Source organism: Variovorax sp. DAIF25, from assembly GCF_050711835.1.
In the GTDB taxonomy this organism is placed as follows: Bacteria; Pseudomonadota; Gammaproteobacteria; order Burkholderiales; family Burkholderiaceae_C; genus Variovorax.
The window spans coordinates 2841394-2856728 of sequence record NZ_CP136636.1; the positions used below are offsets into that span (position 1 = coordinate 2841394).

General features: G+C 70.2%; 18 protein-coding genes. 4 read left to right on the forward strand and 14 right to left on the reverse strand.

All coding sequences use genetic code 11. The annotated features are described in order from the left end of the window. Positions 1–20: 20 nt before the first annotated feature. Complete coding sequence (locus R0232_RS13045) at positions 21–1205, reverse strand: lipid-transfer protein (RefSeq protein ID WP_431512361.1); 1185 nt, start codon at positions 1203–1205, stop codon at positions 21–23. A 44-nt stretch (positions 1206–1249) separates the two neighbouring features. Continuing rightward, positions 1250–2821, reverse strand: a complete 1572-nt coding sequence (locus R0232_RS13050) for a long-chain-fatty-acid--CoA ligase (RefSeq protein WP_431512362.1) — start codon at positions 2819–2821, stop codon at positions 1250–1252. 221 nt (positions 2822–3042) lie between these two features. On the opposite strand from R0232_RS13050, the gene R0232_RS13055 reads away from it, so the two are divergent. Then, positions 3043–4053: an AraC family transcriptional regulator gene (locus tag R0232_RS13055; RefSeq protein ID WP_431512363.1), complete on the forward strand. Its 1011-nt coding sequence runs from the start codon at positions 3043–3045 to the stop codon at positions 4051–4053. A 38-nt stretch (positions 4054–4091) separates the two neighbouring features. On the opposite strand, the gene R0232_RS13060 is transcribed toward R0232_RS13055, so the two are convergent. The 5 genes from R0232_RS13060 to R0232_RS13080 form a co-directional block, all read right to left on the reverse strand. Continuing rightward, on the reverse strand, positions 4092–4415 hold the full coding sequence (locus R0232_RS13060; RefSeq protein WP_431512364.1) for a DUF6572 domain-containing protein: 324 nt from the start codon (positions 4413–4415) through the stop codon (positions 4092–4094). Positions 4416–4460: 45 nt separating this feature from the next. Further along, positions 4461–4916, reverse strand: a complete 456-nt coding sequence (locus tag R0232_RS13065) for a hypothetical protein (RefSeq protein ID WP_431512365.1) — start codon at positions 4914–4916, stop codon at positions 4461–4463. Positions 4917–5034: 118 nt separating this feature from the next. After that, positions 5035–5466, reverse strand: a complete 432-nt coding sequence (locus R0232_RS13070; RefSeq protein WP_431512366.1) for a hypothetical protein — start codon at positions 5464–5466, stop codon at positions 5035–5037. Positions 5467–5693: 227 nt separating this feature from the next. Further along, on the reverse strand, positions 5694–6077 hold the full coding sequence (locus tag R0232_RS13075) for a DUF427 domain-containing protein (protein WP_208513494.1): 384 nt from the start codon (positions 6075–6077) through the stop codon (positions 5694–5696). A gap of 118 nt (positions 6078–6195) precedes the next feature. Then, the gene (locus tag R0232_RS13080) at positions 6196–7029 is read right to left on the reverse strand and encodes an SDR family NAD(P)-dependent oxidoreductase (RefSeq protein ID WP_431512367.1); all 834 of its coding nucleotides are present in this window, start codon (positions 7027–7029) and stop codon (positions 6196–6198) included. 110 nt (positions 7030–7139) lie between these two features. Between R0232_RS13080 and R0232_RS13085 the strand changes: the two genes are divergently transcribed. Then, positions 7140–8093: a GlxA family transcriptional regulator gene (locus R0232_RS13085; protein WP_209540817.1), complete on the forward strand. Its 954-nt coding sequence runs from the start codon at positions 7140–7142 to the stop codon at positions 8091–8093. Between the two features lie 41 nt (positions 8094–8134). Then, positions 8135–8665 carry a DUF2878 domain-containing protein gene (locus R0232_RS13090; RefSeq protein WP_431512368.1) on the forward strand — a complete coding sequence of 177 codons (531 nt, stop codon included), beginning with the start codon at positions 8135–8137 and terminating at the stop codon, positions 8663–8665. Here the strand turns inward: R0232_RS13090 and R0232_RS13095 are convergent. Together R0232_RS13095 and R0232_RS13100 are read right to left on the reverse strand one after the other, a co-directional pair. Then, a complete protein-coding gene (locus tag R0232_RS13095) occupies positions 8662–9294 on the reverse strand; it encodes an FMN-dependent NADH-azoreductase (protein WP_431512369.1) in 633 nt (210 codons plus the stop codon). The two genes, R0232_RS13090 and R0232_RS13095, sit on opposite strands and share 4 nt — an antisense overlap. A 5-nt stretch (positions 9295–9299) precedes the next feature. After that, positions 9300–9617: a DMT family transporter gene (locus tag R0232_RS13100; protein ID WP_057596317.1), complete on the reverse strand. Its 318-nt coding sequence runs from the start codon at positions 9615–9617 to the stop codon at positions 9300–9302. Positions 9618–9719: 102 nt separating this feature from the next. On the opposite strand from R0232_RS13100, the gene R0232_RS13105 reads away from it, so the two are divergent. After that, positions 9720–10115: a winged helix-turn-helix transcriptional regulator gene (locus tag R0232_RS13105; protein WP_431512370.1), complete on the forward strand. Its 396-nt coding sequence runs from the start codon at positions 9720–9722 to the stop codon at positions 10113–10115. Between the two features lie 133 nt (positions 10116–10248). Here the strand turns inward: R0232_RS13105 and R0232_RS13110 are convergent, their stop codons facing one another. The 5 genes from R0232_RS13110 to R0232_RS13130 are packed head-to-tail and all read right to left on the reverse strand — an operon-like array spanning position 10249 to position 15329. Next, a complete protein-coding gene (locus R0232_RS13110; RefSeq protein ID WP_431512371.1) occupies positions 10249–11241 on the reverse strand; it encodes a tripartite tricarboxylate transporter substrate binding protein in 993 nt (330 codons plus the stop codon). 48 nt (positions 11242–11289) lie between these two features. Continuing rightward, the gene (locus R0232_RS13115; RefSeq protein WP_431512372.1) at positions 11290–12228 is read right to left on the reverse strand and encodes an alpha/beta fold hydrolase; all 939 of its coding nucleotides are present in this window, start codon (positions 12226–12228) and stop codon (positions 11290–11292) included. After that, a complete protein-coding gene (locus R0232_RS13120; RefSeq protein ID WP_431512373.1) occupies positions 12225–13094 on the reverse strand; it encodes a shikimate dehydrogenase family protein in 870 nt (289 codons plus the stop codon). Before R0232_RS13120 ends, R0232_RS13115 begins: the two co-directional genes overlap by 4 nt. Beyond that, positions 13081–13923: a sugar phosphate isomerase/epimerase family protein gene (locus tag R0232_RS13125; protein ID WP_431512374.1), complete on the reverse strand. Its 843-nt coding sequence runs from the start codon at positions 13921–13923 to the stop codon at positions 13081–13083. The genes R0232_RS13120 and R0232_RS13125 overlap by 14 nt, the downstream gene beginning before the upstream one ends. Then, complete coding sequence (locus R0232_RS13130; RefSeq protein ID WP_431512375.1) at positions 13923–15329, reverse strand: FAD-dependent oxidoreductase; 1407 nt, start codon at positions 15327–15329, stop codon at positions 13923–13925. Before R0232_RS13130 ends, R0232_RS13125 begins: the two co-directional genes overlap by 1 nt. Between the last annotated feature and the right edge of the window lie 6 nt (positions 15330–15335).

Sequence of the window (15335 nt, forward strand, 5' to 3'; positions counted from 1 at the left end):
TCCTTTGTCGTTGAGGGGGTTCAGACGCGTTCGTAGAGCGTGACCACGCAGGCACCGCCCAGGCCCAGGTTGTGCTGCAGCGCCAGCCGCGCGCCTTCGACCTGGCGCTTGTCGGCCGTGCCACGCAGTTGCTCGACCAGCTCGGTGCATTGCGCGAGCCCGGTGGCGCCCAGCGGATGGCCCTTGGACAGCAACCCGCCCGAGGGGTTGGTCACGACCTGGCCGCCATAGGTGTTGTCGCCATCGACCACGAACTTCTCGGCCCCGCCCACCGGGCACAGGCCCAGCGCCTCGTAGCTGATCAGTTCGTTGTGCGCGAAGCAGTCGTGCAGCTCGACCACGTCGATGTCCTGCGGGCCGACGCCTGCCGCCTCGTAGACCTTCTGTGCCGCCTCGCGCGCCATGCTGAAGCCGACCACTTCGCGCATGTCGCGCGCCTCGAAGCTCACCGGCTTGTCGGTGGTCATGGCCTGGGCCTTGATGCGCACGCTGCGGTTCAGACCATGGCGCTGCGCGAACTCGGCCGAGCAGACGATGGCGGCGGCCGCGCCGCAGGTCGGTGGGCAGGCCATGAGCCGTGTCATCACGCCGGGCCACATCACGGGCGTGGCGAGCACCTCGTCCTCGCTCACGACGTTGCGGAACAGCGCCACCGGGTTGTTGGCCGCATGGCGGCTGGCCTTGGCGCGGATCTTCGCGAAGGTCGAGAGCTTGGTGCCGTACTGCTGCATGTGGGCCAGCCCCGCGCCGCCGAAGTAGCGCAGCGCGAGCGGAATGCCGGCTTCCTCGACCAGCTCGTCGGTGGCCCGGTCGAAGCGCTCGAAGGGACTGGGCCGGTCCTTGAACACCGCGCCCAGCGCGCCCGGCGTCATCTGCTCGAAGCCCAGGGCCAGCACGCAGTCGGCGGCGCCGCTGGCCACGGCCTGGCGCGCCAGGAACAGCGCGGTCGAGCCGGTCGAGCAGTTGTTGTTGACGTTGACCACCGGGATGCCGGTCATGCCGACCGCGTAGAGCGCGCTCTGGCCCGCGGTCGAGTCGGCATAGACATAGCCTACGTAGGCCTGCTGCACCAGCTCGTAGCCGATGCCGGCGTCGGCCAGCGCGCGGCGCGTGGCTTCGGCCGCCATCGCCTGGTAGGACTCGCTGGCACCGGGCTTGGTGAAGGGGATCATGCCGACCCCGCTGACGAACACATCGTGATGCATGGAGATTTCCTGAAAGTGGAGAGGAAGGGGAGGGGTGAAAAGGCTCAGGCGACGTTGCGCTGGCGGCCTTGCCAGAACGGCTCGCGCAACTGGGTCTTGAGCACCTTGCCGGCGCCCGACATCGGCAGGGCATCGACGAAGGCCACGCTGCGCGGGCACTTGTAGCCCGCGATCAGCGCCTTGCAGTGGGCGATGACCTCGTCGCCGGTGACGCCGTGCCCCGGCTTGAGGATCAGCGCCGCGTGCACGCTTTCGCCCCACTCGTCGCTGGGGATGCCGATGACCGCGCAGGCCGCCACGGCCGGGTGCTGGGCGATGGCGTTCTCGACCTCGGCCGAGTAGACGTTCTCGCCGCCGCTGATGATCATGTCCTTGATGCGGTCGACCACGTAGATGTAGCCGCCGTCGTCCATCCAGGCACCGTCGCCGGTGTGCATCCAGCCCTCGCGCACCGCCGCGGCCGTCTGCTCGGGCTTGCCCCAGTAGCCCTGCATCACATTGGGACCGCGCACCGCCACTTCGCCCACCGTGCCGCGCGGCACCTCGATGCCCTCGGGGTCGAGGATGCGCACTTCCATGCACACGCTCGCGCGCCCCGCGGAGCGATGGCGGCCCATCGCGTGGCCCTCGGCCGTGTAGGAACTCGGCGGATTGATGGTGGCCAGCGGCGCCAGCTCCGTCATGCCGTAGCCCTGCACGAAGGCCACGTGGGGCAGCGCGGCCATCGCGCGTTCGAGCACGGCCTCCTGCATCGGCGAGGCGCCGTAGAAGATGCACTTGAGGCTCGAGAGGTCGCGCGGCTCCTTCATGCACGGGTGGTCGACCAGCATCTGGATCATGGTCGGCACCAGCAGCGTGTTGGTCACGCGGTCGCGCTCGATCGCATCGAGCACGCCCTGCGGGCTGAACATCGGGATGATCGTGTGCGTGTTGCCCGCGGGCCAGTGCGGCATCGCGAGGCCCATGTCGCCGAGGTGGAACATCGGTGCCGCATGCAGGTAGTTGCCGCCCGATGCCGCCAGCCCTTCGGCCTGCATCGCCATCGCCGAGCTGCACAGGTTGGCATGGCTCAGCATCACGCCCTTGGGAAAGCCCGTGGTGCCGCCGGTGTAGAAGATGCCGGCCAGGTCCTCGTCGCGCCGGACCGCGTCGGCGACGGGCGAGGCCGCCGCCAGCAGCGCCTCGTAGCCATGCATGCCGCGCGGCACCTCGCCGTCTTCCACGCCGCTGCCGCAATAGATCACTTCGCGCAGGCTGCCGGACTCGGCGCGCATCTTCTCGACCATCGGGCGGAAGGTCTCGTCGACCAGCAGCAGGGTCGAGCCCGAGTCCTCGAGCGAGTAGAGGATCTCCGCGGCCGACCAGCGGATGTTGCAGGGATTGAGCACGCCGCCGCCCCAGGGCACGGCCATCTGGTATTCGAGGTAGCGGTCGGAGTTGAGTGCCAGCATGGCCACGCGGTCGCCCGGCCGCATGCCGAGCTGCTGCAGCGCACCGGCGAGGCGGGCGACGCGCTCGACATAGGCGCCGAAAGTGCGCGTGCGGCCGGCGAAGCGCACCGCCACCTTGTCGGGGTGCTGCTGCACCGCGCGGTGCAGTGCCTGGGTCACGTACATGGCATCGTCTCCTTCTCGTGGGTCTTCGTTCGCGGGCTCATGCCCATGCCGCCAATGCTAGGAATCGATCGCCGTTTGCACGATGCCGCTTTGCGTTGTTCGGATGTCGGAAGACCTCAATCCGATGTCGCCCTCGTGCCCTCGTGCGGGTCGCGGCGCTTGCCTCGGCGGTGCCTGCCGGTGCACAGTCGATGCCGTTCCGTTCCAGCGCCTTGCCCTCGATGCTTCATCCTCCCCAGACGGTCTCCATCAGCTTCGTGCACGGCATGCTGTCGGGCGTCCGCGCCAGCGGCCGGCCCTGCGAGCCCTTCCTCGCCGCGGCCGGCATCGCCCCCGAACTGCTCGCGCAGGCCGATGCGCGCGTCACGGCGCAGCAGTACGCGAAGCTGTTCCGTGCGCTCACCGAAGGCCTGGACGACGACTTCATCGGCTTGCTGAGTCGCCCCCTCAAGCGCGGCAGCTTTGCGCTGATCGCGCGCTCGACGCTGGGCGCCCCGACCCTGGAGGTCGCCATCCGCCGCGCCACGCGAACCTTTCACCTGCTGCAGGACGATGTGGTGCTCGAGGCCGTGTGCAGGGACGACCTGGCCGGCGTGGTGATGCGCTTCAACGGTCCCGCCGCCCTGCGGACCGTGTTCCTGCAGGAGGTGCTGCTGCGCACCACCTGGCGCCTGATGGCCTGGGTGGTCGGCGGCCAGCTGCCGGTCGTGCGCTTCGACTTCGCGTTCGGTCCGCCCGCGCATGCCGGCGGTTACGGAAAGATCTTCCCCGCGCTGCAGCAGTTCGACAGCGAGCGCTCGGCCTTCTGGTTCGATGCCAGGCGCCTGAACGACGCCGTGCGCCGCGACGAGGCCGCGCTGCGCAGCTTTCTCACCGATGCGCAGCTCCACATGCTCGTGCCGCGCCGGGGCAGCGACGCGGTCAGTGCGCGCGTGCGGGCCCATCTTCAGTTCATGCAGCCCGCATGGTCCGACCTCGTGGCCACGGCGAACGCGCTGCATGTCACGGTCTCCACCCTGCAGCGGCGGCTCGCGCTGGAGGGGACTTCGTTCCAGGCGCTGAAGGACGAGCTGCGCCGCGACACGGCCATCGTCCGGCTCAGCACCAGCGCCGTTCCGCTGGCCGAGCTGGCCGACGAGCTTGGCTTCGCCAACAGCTCGGCGTTTCAGCGGGCCTTCAAGGTCTGGACCGGGAGCGCGCCGGGGGTCTATCGGCGGGGTGGGGGCGCGTGAGCCGTGCTGCGCGCTAGAAGATCGAGGAAGGTGGTCGGTCAGGACTTCGGGTAGTGTTCAAACCCGAACTTGGCCCCGTATTCTTCCGCAACCGTCTGCGCCAACTGGAAAAAGCGAAGCGCTTGTTCCGTGGGCTCGAACTTGCAGTAGACATCGATGGCAATGGGGTGGCCGATGGCCTGCGGATAGGCCTCTTCGATTTCGCCGTGTTCGATGAACCCGAGGTAGCGGTTGATCTTGTCCTGCAGGAGACGGAGGCTGTGCTCGCTCCAGGGCAGGTGGTTGAAGATGCTGAGACAGACATGCCCCGTCTTCTCGTTCATTCCGATGGCATCGATGATCGATGGATTTTCTATGGTCATACGGTGGATGAGCGCTGCTTCCGGCCTTGATCGTATGGGAATGCCTCAGCGTTTCCGGCTCTCGCAGCGTCTGGACGGCCCATTGGCACTGGCGAGCTGGGATGACCCTGCTGGTGGCTCACGCACGGCTTTGTCCACGGCGCTTGCTGTGGGTGATACGGTCATTCGCTGCTCCGAGAGCCGGACTTCTCCCTTGGCGTCCGGAAGGCGTTGCCCGCATCTGCGAATCTCCAGGTCTTTCATGTCGAACGTTCCTTCGAGAGCAGGCACCTCGAACTCGTAGATCGCATCCTGTTCGTAGACCGTGAAATCGAATGGCAAATGGGAACTGCCGGTCGACCACGAAGTTTCTCGGATTTCGACGACATGACCGCTTGCCATCTTCGGTCGCACGAACGCTTCGCGATCCAGGGTCTTGCCAGCTCTGAAAAAACACCCGCCAAGCATGAGGGCCATCGACAGCATGGCAAGGAGCGCGGCGCGTGAGGAGAAAGGGTTCACGAGATTTTCGTTTCCATGGGAATTGCTTGTCTGCCAGTGCTCAGGCTCCAACCGCGAGCTTGATGCAAACGGTGTGCTCGGAGTAAAGGGAGATACCTCCTCGCGCCGTTCCGGGTTCCTAGTCTCTGATGACGGCCCTCAGTTCCAACTGATGGCAGCGCTCGATGGCCGCCAGGGAACCGGAGAAAGGTGCCCCCATGTGACCCCTGTCTCGAGCGTTGTAGACGCCTTCGAGCCGGACATAGGTCATGCCCGGGCAGTCGATCGATGCGGTCGACGTTTTCCAGTTCGCGGGAAGGTGCAGGGCGATGCCATTGGACGGGATGCTCGCCCGGAAGTCGTCCACGTGAAGGTACAGGGCATGGCCTTCGAACTCAAGGCTGAGAAAACCCGCGACGACAACGCGTTTTCCGTCGAACTGCTCCGAGTTGGCGATCAGATCCACCAGCGATACGTTGTACCGGGTGCATGTGCCTTCCTTGGGCAAGAAGTCGGCGCAACGCGGGGCGGCGATGGCACTGCTTGCGAGCCACCCCGACAGCAGTGTCATGGCGATCCACTTGGCGGCCCGGCGCAGGGTCGAGGGTGCTCTGAGCGAGGGCGGGCGTTCCGGCTCAGGAGGCAGGGACGCGGTGCGACGATTCGCCCATGCCCCAGTGGATGAAACAACCGCCGCCTCCCTGGTGCACATGGCACGTCCTCCCTTGTTCGTGGCCCCGATGCTGGCTCATCGCCGGGGTTTTGCACAAGGGGGACGTTGCGGATCAGGCGAACAACTCAGCCCGCCCGCTCCTCGACCCCATCCACCCGATCCACATAAAACGCCACGTGGTCCTTGATCCCCGCCACCGCGTCATACGGCGACTCGTAGGTCCACACCGCGTTGACCGAGCGCTCCCCGCCGGCCGGGATGCTGAAGTAGTTGCACTCGCCCTTGTACGGGCAGTAGGTCGTGTGCGTGCTGCGCTCGAGCAGCGACATGTCGACGTCGGCGCGCGGGATGTATTGCACGGCCGGGTACGAGGCCTCGCGCAGGGTGAGGGCGGCGCGGGTGTCGGCGATGGTGCGGCCGCCAAGGGTCACGACCACGCGCGCGGGGTTGGGCGCGACGGTGATCGGATGGTCGGGGCCGGGGATCTTGATGCTTCGGGGGCTGTTCATGGGGCGGGCTCCTGAGGATGGCCGGCCATCTTGCCGCCGGCCGGGCGCGGGCCGCGCCGCCCGCGCGAATCCACCTGCCCGCGCCAAGGTCAAGGCGCGGGCCGCGAGCGCGCGCCGCTCAGGCTGCTGTGGCCGCCGCGTTCGCGTAGCGCGCCGCCGGCACGCTGCGCGACAGGTTCGGGCCCAGCGCCTGGCGCGCGGCGTCGAAACGCTGCCAGTCTTCCACGTCGGGCAGCGAGGGAATGGTGATCAGCTCGCCCGCGTCGAAGCCGGCCAGCGCGCTGTCGACCAGGTCCTCGGCCGACATCACGATCTCCTGCGGCAGGTGCTCGACCGGCACGCCCGCGATGCCCCAGAAGTCGGTGCGCGTGGCGCCCGGCAGCACGGTCTGCACCTTCACGCCCTTGGCGCCGAGCTCGTGGTGCAGCGACTGGCTCAGGTTGACCACGTAGGCCTTGCTGCCGCTGTAGCTGCCGTTGAGCAGCTCGGGCGAGAGCGCGACGATCGAGGCGATGTTGATCAGCGCGCCGCCGCCGCGCGCCACGAAGCCCGGCGCCACGGCGCGCGTGAGGCGCGTGAGCGCGACCACGTTGAGCTGGATCATGGTGTCGATCTGGTCGGGGTCGGAATCGAGCAGGGTCGCGGTGGCGCCGAGGCCGGCGTTGTTGAGCAGCAGGGTGATGCGTTCGTCGGTACGCAGCCGCTCCTCGACCCGGCGCAGGTCGGCGGTGGCCGTGAGGTCGGCCGCGAGCACCTCGACGCGGCGGCCGGTCTCCCGCACCAGCCGTTCGGCCAGCGCCTCGAGGCGCTCCTTGTTGCGCGCGACCAGCACGAGGTCGTGGCCGCGGCGCGCGAGGCGCTCGGCGTAGACGGCGCCGATGCCGGTGGAAGCGCCGGTGATCAGCGCGGTGCCCTTGCCGGGGGCGGAGATGGCGATGTCTTGCGAGCTCATGGGAAAGGTCCTTGGATGTCGAAGGGGATGAGGAAAGGTGGTTTGACAGCCAGGAGTTTGGGTCGGACACTGATGTCTCAAATGACATGTTTCCCTCCTTTAAAGACATCATGACCCAGCGCATCGGCCTCGTCGTCTTTCCCGGTTTCCAGATCCTCGACCTGGTGGCGCTCTCGGTCTTCGAGCTCGCGAACGCCGAGGCGGGGCGCACGGTCTACGAGCTCGAGGTGCTGTCGGAGCACGGCGGCCCGGTGGCCAGCACGGCCGGCGTCACGGTCGATTCGCGCGCCTTCGACCGGCGCCGCTTCGACACCCTGCTGGTCGCGGGCTCGACCACGGTGCCGCCGAGTTCGGGCGGGCTGCTCGATTTCCTGCGCCGCGCGCTGCCGCGCACGCGGCGCCTGGGCAGCATCTGCACCGGCGCCTTCGTGCTGGCCGAGGCCGGCCTGCTCGACGGTCGCCGCGCCACCACGCACTGGCATTTCGCGCGCGAGCTGCAGCGCGGCTTCCCGGCGATCAAGGTGGAGGAGGACGGCATCTTCATCCAGGACGGCCCGGTCTGGACCTCGGCCGGCATGACCGCCTGCATCGACCTCGCGCTCGCGCTGGTCGAGGGCGACCTGGGCCTCGAGCTGTCGCGCGCGGTGGCGCGCAAGCTGGTGATCTACCACCGGCGCGCGGGCGGGCAGTCGCAGTTCTCGGCGCTGCTCGAGCTCGAGCCGCGCACCGACCGCATCCAGCAGGCGCTCGACTATGCGAAGAAGAACCTGCACAAGAACCTCTCGGTCGACCAGCTCGCCGAGGTGGCGCACCTGAGCCCGCGCCAGTTCAGCCGCGCCTTCCTGGCCGAAACCGGCCAGTCGCCGGCGCGCGCGATCGAGAAGCTGCGCGTGGAGACCGCGCGCATCCTGATCGAGGAGGGCGGCCAGTCGGTCGATCGCATCGCGGCCCAGACCGGCTTCTCCGATCCCGAGCGCATGCGGCGCGCCTTCCACCGCGCCTTCGGCCAGCCGCCGCAGAGCCTGCGCCGCGCGGCGGCGCGCACGCACGCACCCGCGATGTAGATCGCGGCATCCGAAGCGCCGCGGCGCGCGTACCTGTTGCCATGACCGCCGTTCGGATCGCCAATTTCGTCGTGTTCCAGCTCGCCTGGTTCGCGGCCGTGCTCGGCGCGGCGCATGGCCATCCGCTGTGGGGCACGGCCTGCGTCGCGGCGGCGATAGCCTGGCACCTGTGGGTGTCGGCCCGGCCCGCGCAGGAGGCTTGGCTGGTGGCCATCGCCTGCGCGCTGGGCGTGGTGATCGAGACCGGCCATGCGCTCGGCGGGCTGGTGCGCTATCCCTCGGGGCAACCGGTCGCGCAGCTCGCGCCGTACTGGATGGTCGCGCTGTGGGGCCTGTTCGCGATCGCGCTCAACGTCACCTTGCGCTGGCTGCGGCGGCGCTACCTGCTCGCGGCGGTGCTGGGCGCGGTCTGCGGGCCGGCGTCGTTCGTGGCGGGCGTGAAGCTGGGCGCGGCCCAGTTCGTCGACCGGGGGCCGGCGCTCGCGGTGCTGGCCGTCGTCTGGGCGGTGGCGATGCCGCTGCTGGTGTGGCTCGCGCAGCGCTTCGACGGCGTGGGCGAGCCGCCGCGCTAGAAGTCGCGCGCGAGTGCGTCGGCTCGCGCCCTGGCGCGCGCGAGGGTGGCGGCCACCGCCTCGGGCGGCGCCAGCGTCGGCGCCACGGCCAGCTCCACCACGTCGACGATGCCGAGGAACTCGAGCCAGGTGCGCATGTACGGCTTCTGGAAATCGCGCGCATGCGAAGGCAGGCCCACCGGGTAGTCGCCCGCGCTCGAATAGATCAGCGCCGCGCGCTTGCCGTGCAGCAGGCCCGTGTAGCCCTCTTGCGCCGACCAGCGCCAGTTCTCGCCCGGCAGGGTCACGACGTCGATGTAGTGCTTCAGCCGGTAGGGCAGGCCGAAGTTCCACATCGGCAGGCTGAACACGTACTTGTCGGCCGCGTTGAACTCCTGCGCGAGGCGCACGGCGCGCTGCCAGTGCAGCCGCTGTTCGTCGGTGGCGGCTTGCGCGCGCAGCACCGCGAACTTGGCGTCGATCATGGTGGCGTCGAAGGGCGGCAGGTCGAGCGCCCAGACGTCGAGGGTGCGGATCTCGGCCGCGGGGTCGTGCTCGCGCAGCCGCTGCAGGAAATGTTGCGCCGTGTCGATCGAGCGCGAACGCGTGCCCGAGGGCGAGGCCTGGATGTGGAGGATCGTCGAAGCCATGCCGCTCAGCCCTCCAGCGTGCGCAGGCCGACGGTGCCCGCCACCACCAGCGCGATGCAGGCCATGCGCGGACCCGACAGCGCCTCGCCGAAGGCGAGCACGCCCATCAGCACCACCCCGACCGAGCCGATGCCGGTCCACACCGCATAGGCCGGGCCCAACGGCAGATAGCGCAGCGACCTGGCGAGCAGGAAGATGCTCAGCAGCGCGCTCGCCACGCCGACGACCGAGGGCCAGAGCCGGGTCCAGTCCTCCGAGCGCTTGAGCGCCGCGGCCATCGCGATCTCGACCAGGCCGGCCGCCAGCAGTAACAACCATCCCATGATCCGTTCCTCCGTCGTGTGCAGGGTTGATGTGGAAACGGATAATTCCGGCCCAGGCACCAAGCCACAAGTACGCACCTTCTGGTAACCATGGGAATCGCCATGCCCGCATCGAAGAAACCCGCCGCCGTGGCAGAGTCCGCGCCCGCCGACGTCTGGAGCGCCGGCTGCCCCTCGCGCCGCGTGCTCGAGCTCGTCGCCAACAAGTGGGCGCTGCTGATCATTCCGCTGCTGCGCGACGAGCCGCTGCGCAACAACGAGCTGCTGCGCCAGGTCGGCGGCATCTCGCAGAAGATGCTCACGCAGACCCTGCGCGATCTCGAGATCAATGGCCTGGTGCTGCGCGAGGACCACCAGACCGTGCCGCCACACGTCGAGTACCGGCTGAGCCCGCTGGGGCTGTCGCTGAGCCGCACGCTGATCGCGGTCGACCGCTGGGCCGAGGCCCACCATGCGGAGATCGACCGCGCGCGGCAGGCCGCGATCGCAGCGCTCTGAAGCTGGCGTTCAGAAGGTGTGAAGGAACCGTCGCGAGCGCCCCGAGGTCGCGTCGAGGACCGGAGCCGTACTCACGTACGGCGAGGACCGCAGATGCGAGATCGGGGCGCGCAGCAGGTTCATTCACTCCTTCTCAGTCGAGCGTGATGCCCACGCGCTTGATCACGCCGCCCCATTTCTCCGATTCGCTGCGCATCAGCCGCGCGAAGTCCTCGGGCGTGCCGGGCATCACGTCGCCGCCCGCGCCGGCCAGGCGCTGCGCCACGTCGGGCGCGGCCAGCACCTTCTGCAGCGAGGCATTGAGCCGCTGCACCACAGGCTGCGGCGTGCCCTTGGGCGCGAGGATGCCGAACCAGCCGATGGCCTCGAAGCCCGGGTAGCCCGACTCGGCCACGGTCGGCAGCTCGGGCGCGATCGGCGAGCGCGTGGCGCTGGTGACCGCCAGCGCATGCAGCCGGCCGGCCTTCACCAGCGGCATCGAGGTCACCATGGTGTCGAAGGCGAAGCTGACCTGGCCGCCCATCAGGTCGGTGAGCATCGGGCCCGCGCCCTGGTAGGGAATGTTCGAGACCTCGATGCCGGCCTGCGCCTTGAAGGCTTCCACCGCCAGGTGCGTGGTGCTCGCGCGCACGCCCGAGCCGTAGTTGATCTTGCCGGGCGCGGCCTTGGCGGCGGCCACCAGCTCCTTCATGTTCTTCGCGGCGAAGCGCGGATTGGCCACCACCATCAGCGGCGTACGCGCGGCCGTGCCCACGGGCACCAGGTCGTTGAACACGTCGAAGCGCATGTCCTTGTAGAGGAAGTGGTTCACCACCACCGCGGTGCTGCCCATCAGCAGCGTGTAGCCGTCGGCCGTGCTCTTGGCCACGTAGTCGGCCGCGATGTTCTGCGAGGCGCCGGGCCGGTTCTCGACCAGCACCGGCTGGCGCAGATCCTGCGCGAGCTTCTCGCCGACGATGCGCGCCGCGAGGTCGGCCGGCCCGCCGGGCGGGAAGCCCACCACGAGGTGGATCGGCTTCGAGGGATAGGCACCTTGCGCGATGGCGTGCAGGGGCGCGGCCAGCGCGAGGCCGGCGGCGAGCAGCAGCGCGCGGCGCGGCGAGGAAGGGCGATGGCGGAAAGTCATGGCATGTCTCCAGCAAGAGGGCGTGCGGATGCGCCCTCGGGTTCGTGTTCAGGGGATGTGGCTCGGATGCGCGGCGCTTGGCGAAGGCCAGTGCGCGCGCAGGAAGGGCAGCAGCTCGGCCAGCACCGCCTCGGGCGCTTCTTCCATCATCAGGTGGCCGCAGTCGATCTCGCCGCCGCCCACGGGCGTGCCTTCGGCCGCCGCGTCGCGCCAGATGTGGACCGGCGTGCGTTCGGCCGGGAAGCGCCCGCGCTCCCACAGCACATGCACCGGGCAGCGCACGCGCTCGCCGGCGGCACGGCCATGCTCGTCGTGTTCCAGGTCGATCGACGCGGCGGCGCGGTAGTCCTCGATCATCGCGTGGCGCACGCTCTCGCGCGAAAAGGCGCGCAGGTACTCGGCATGGGCCTCGGGCGTCACCGCGTCGAAGCGCCGCACCATGTTGCGCAGCGTCCAGTCGAGGAAGTAGCCCGGGTCGGCCGCGAGCAGGCGCTCGGGCAGGTCGAAGGGCTGGGCCAGCATGAACCAGTGCCAGCTCTTGAGGCCGAAGTCCTTGTTCGCGCGCGCCCACATCTCGACGGTGGGAATCACGGTGATCGAGCCGAAGGCCGCCACGCGTTCCGGATGGTCGAGGCACAGCCGGTGCGCCACGCGCGCGCCGCGGTCGTGGCCGATCACCGCGAAGCGCTCGAAGCCCAGCGCGCGCATCAGCGCCGCCTGGTCGGCCGCCACCGCGCGCTTGCTGTGCGCCGCGTGCAGCGGATCGCCGGGCGGCCCGAGGCTGTCGCCATAGCCGCGCAGGTCGGCCGCCACCACCGTGTAGTGGCGCGCGAGCACCGGCGCCACGCGGTGCCAGGCCGCATGCGTCTGCGGGTAGCCGTGGAGCAGCAGCAGGGGCGGGCCCGAGCCGCCGATCTCCGCGAAGATCCGGGCCTCGCCCACGTCGACGAGGCGCGGCTCGAAGCCGTCGATGAAGGCGCGCGTCATGCCGCCACCTCGAGCCGCTCGGGCGCGATCGCGAGGATCGCGGGTTCGAAGAAGTCGGCCATCAGCCCGAGCTGACGCTCCATCATGTGGCGGCCTTCGTGCGCGATGCAGCCGCGCTCGCGCGCCACCTGCAGCAGCGGCGTGACGGCCGGCGCCATGATGACCTCGGCCACCCAGAGGCCGGTGCGCAGCGCGCTGGTGGGCACGGGCAGTGGATCGTCCGCGCGCATGCCGACGGGCGTGGCGTTCACCAGCAGTTCGGCCTCGCCGGGCTCGCGGCCGTTCCAGGTGCCGGCTTCGGCGCCATGCAATTGCAGCTGCCGCGCGAGCGCCTCGGCCTTTGCCGCGTCGATGTCGCACACGCGCACCGAGCGCGCGCCGGCATCGGCGAGCGCGAAGGCAATGGCCGAGGCCGCGCCGCCCGCGCCCGCGATGCAGGCCGCGCGTCCGCGCGGATCGAAGCCCGCGGCGCGCAGTCCCGCCACGAAGCCGGTGCCATCGAGCAGTTCGCCCTGCCAGCCGCCCTGCGCGGTGCGGCGCACCACGTTGGCGGCGTTGGCACGCTCGGCACCGAGCAGCAGGCCGTCGCCGAGCAGGTCCGCCACGCGCTGCTTGTGCGGCACGGTGACGATGAAGCCCGCGAGGTTGTGCAGCGTGAGCAGTGCGGGCAGCAGGGCGGCCACGTCGTCGGCGCGCACATGCATCGGCACCAGCACGGCATTGAGGCCCACCTGCTGCAGCCGGGCCGTGAGCGGCGCGGGCGCCTTCACCTGCGCGACCGGGTCGCCGAGGATGCCGAGCACCGCGGTGCGGCCGTCGAGCCGCAGCGCGGGTTGAAGAGAGACGTTCGTGTCATTGGAGGGCATGTGCGTGTTCCTGCTGCGGTCGTGCGACGGCATCGAGCCAGCGCCTGGCCGTGGTGTACGCCAGTTCGGCGCGCCTTGCCATGCCGAGGTGATGGCGGCGCACGGCCGAGGGCGCTTCGATCGACAGCACGGCATCGGCCGCCACCGCATCGAGCACATCCGCCAGCGGCAGCGCGCCTTCGCCCGGCAGCAGGCGGTGCGCGCGTGCCTCCTCGCCGGGCGACAGTGCCGGATGGCGCCGCGCGGGCGCATCGCTGAACTGCGCCCAGCCGCGCGCGATTTCCGGCGTGGGCGCGATGCGATCGGCCGCCGCGCCGCTGCGAAAGAAGTGCAGCGTGTCGACCAGCACATGCACGTTCGATCGCCCGCTTTCGCGCACCAGCCGCAGCGCGGCATCGAGCGTGGGCACGGCCGTGTAGACCATGAACTCGAGCCCGAGCGAGAGGCCGTGCGCACCCGCGATCTCGCCGAGCGCCGCGAGGTGGGCGGTGGCCCGCGCGTGATCGTCGTCGTCGCCGTTCACCACCAGCCAGCGCGCGCCCAGCGACGCCGCCACCGCCAGCATCGGCTCGAAGCGCCGCGCCTCGAAGCCGGCCGACAGCCGCACCACCTCGACGTCGTGCACCGCCACGTCCAGCGCGTTCATCAGCGCGCGCGTCTCGGCCAGCATCGGCGAGCCTTCGTGCATCGGATGCGGCGCCTCGCCCGGCCGGGCCGGATGCAGGCGCAGGCCGACCGAGCGGAAGCCCGCCTCGCCGGCCGCGCGCACCAGCTCGGGCGGCGTGGCGTCGAGCAGGCTCAGGTGCGCGAGCGACAGCGTGCGGCCCACTACAGCGTCCCCTCGAGCACGGCGCCGTCGGCGATCAGCGTGCGGCGCAGTCGTGCGCGGTCCACGTCGCGCACGTCGCCGCTCCAGCCGTCGTCGAGCGCGCACAGCGCCGCCGCGGTGCCGGCGGCCTGGCCCATCGCCATGCAGGTGCCCATCACGCGCACCGAGCTCTGCGCCTCGCGCGTGCTCGAGATGCAGCGCCCCGCCACCAGCAGCCGGCGCTGGCCGCGCGGCACCAGGCATTCGTAGGGGATGTCGTAGGAGCCGCCCTCGGCGATGGTCTCGTGCCGGTGGCCGTCGACCGCGAGGATGTCGAGCTCGTGGCCGCCCTTGGCGATGCCGTCGGCGCGCTTGCGGCCCTGCATGATGTCGGCCTCGTCGAGCACGTGCTCGCCGAGGATGCGCCGCGTCTCGCGCACGCCGATCTTCGGCGCCACCGCGGCCAGCGCCGCCCGCTCGAAGCCCGGCACGCGCCGGCGCAGGAAGGCCAGGCCCTGCGACACCTGCGCCATCAACTGCGGCAGCGCCTCGCTCAGCGAGGCCGCGCGCGTGCCGTCCACGCCCGCGAGCTGGGTCGAGTTGATGCTGACCTCCTTGCGCGCGGTCGAGGTCGGCACGATCGCGAGCACCGAGGTCGGGTACATCTCGCCGGCATCGATCGCCTCCTTGAGCAGGCCCTGCGTGCCGCGCAGCAGCACCTTGGGCTGGCCCTGGGCGTACAGCGCCTCGGCGCACTGGCGCGCATCCATGCCCAGGCCCGGGTAGTCGCCGAGGCCGAAGTGCGCGGGGTTGTCGCGCACGAAGCGCAGCAGCGGCTCGGTCTCGACGCCGCACACGCGGTAGACCAGGCTCGGCGGCTGCAGCGCGCCGCTGCCGGGCGCGCCTTTCTCGCTCGGTGCGCCCGCGGCCACGGCCACGTCGCCGTCGCCCGAGCAGTCGATCACCACGCGCGCCGCGTACCAGGCCTCGCCGCCCTTGTGCATCAGCCGCACGCGGGTTTCATCGCCACCGGTCTCGATGCCGCAGAAGAAGGCTTGCACGCGCAGGTGCACGCCGGCCTCGGCCACGGCCTGCATCACGGCGATCTTCATGAGCTCGGTGTCGAAGCACACCAGGTGCAGCGCGCGGTAGTCGAACACCGGGCCGATGTAGCCGCCCAGCGGCTTGAGCCGGTCGAGCAGCTCGGTGACCACGCCGCCCACGATCCAGTCGCCGCGCGTCGAGAGGCAGCCGAGCATCGAGATGCCGCTGATCAGCTCGCCGCCGATCATCGGCGCCGATTCGACCAGCAGGGTGCGCGCGCCGCCGCGCGCGGCCGAGATCGCGGCCGCCACGCCGGCGCTGCCGCCGCCGATCACGATCACGTCGAAGCGGTTCTCGCCGGGGATGTCCTGTCTTTGCGTCATGCCTTC

What these genes read in the sequence shown, in the direction of transcription:
- R0232_RS13045 (WP_431512361.1), bottom strand. Translation starts at nt 1,205, where the DNA reads ATGCATCACGATGTGTTCGTCAGCGGGGTCGGCATGATCCCCTTCACC.
- R0232_RS13050 (WP_431512362.1), bottom strand. Translation starts at nt 2,821, where the DNA reads ATGTACGTGACCCAGGCACTGCACCGCGCGGTGCAGCAGCACCCCGAC.
- R0232_RS13055 (WP_431512363.1), top strand. Translation starts at nt 3,043, where the DNA reads ATGCTTCATCCTCCCCAGACGGTCTCCATCAGCTTCGTGCACGGCATG.
- R0232_RS13060 (WP_431512364.1), bottom strand. Translation starts at nt 4,415, where the DNA reads ATGACCATAGAAAATCCATCGATCATCGATGCCATCGGAATGAACGAG.
- R0232_RS13070 (WP_431512366.1), bottom strand. Translation starts at nt 5,466, where the DNA reads ATGACACTGCTGTCGGGGTGGCTCGCAAGCAGTGCCATCGCCGCCCCG.
- R0232_RS13075 (WP_208513494.1), bottom strand. Translation starts at nt 6,077, where the DNA reads ATGAACAGCCCCCGAAGCATCAAGATCCCCGGCCCCGACCATCCGATC.
- R0232_RS13080 (WP_431512367.1), bottom strand. Translation starts at nt 7,029, where the DNA reads ATGAGCTCGCAAGACATCGCCATCTCCGCCCCCGGCAAGGGCACCGCG.
- R0232_RS13085 (WP_209540817.1), top strand. Translation starts at nt 7,140, where the DNA reads ATGACCCAGCGCATCGGCCTCGTCGTCTTTCCCGGTTTCCAGATCCTC.
- R0232_RS13090 (WP_431512368.1), top strand. Translation starts at nt 8,135, where the DNA reads ATGACCGCCGTTCGGATCGCCAATTTCGTCGTGTTCCAGCTCGCCTGG.
- R0232_RS13095 (WP_431512369.1), bottom strand. Translation starts at nt 9,294, where the DNA reads ATGGCTTCGACGATCCTCCACATCCAGGCCTCGCCCTCGGGCACGCGT.
- R0232_RS13100 (WP_057596317.1), bottom strand. Translation starts at nt 9,617, where the DNA reads ATGGGATGGTTGTTACTGCTGGCGGCCGGCCTGGTCGAGATCGCGATG.
- R0232_RS13105 (WP_431512370.1), top strand. Translation starts at nt 9,720, where the DNA reads ATGCCCGCATCGAAGAAACCCGCCGCCGTGGCAGAGTCCGCGCCCGCC.
- R0232_RS13110 (WP_431512371.1), bottom strand. Translation starts at nt 11,241, where the DNA reads ATGACTTTCCGCCATCGCCCTTCCTCGCCGCGCCGCGCGCTGCTGCTC.
- R0232_RS13115 (WP_431512372.1), bottom strand. Translation starts at nt 12,228, where the DNA reads ATGACGCGCGCCTTCATCGACGGCTTCGAGCCGCGCCTCGTCGACGTG.
- R0232_RS13120 (WP_431512373.1), bottom strand. Translation starts at nt 13,094, where the DNA reads ATGCCCTCCAATGACACGAACGTCTCTCTTCAACCCGCGCTGCGGCTC.
- R0232_RS13130 (WP_431512375.1), bottom strand. Translation starts at nt 15,329, where the DNA reads ATGACGCAAAGACAGGACATCCCCGGCGAGAACCGCTTCGACGTGATC.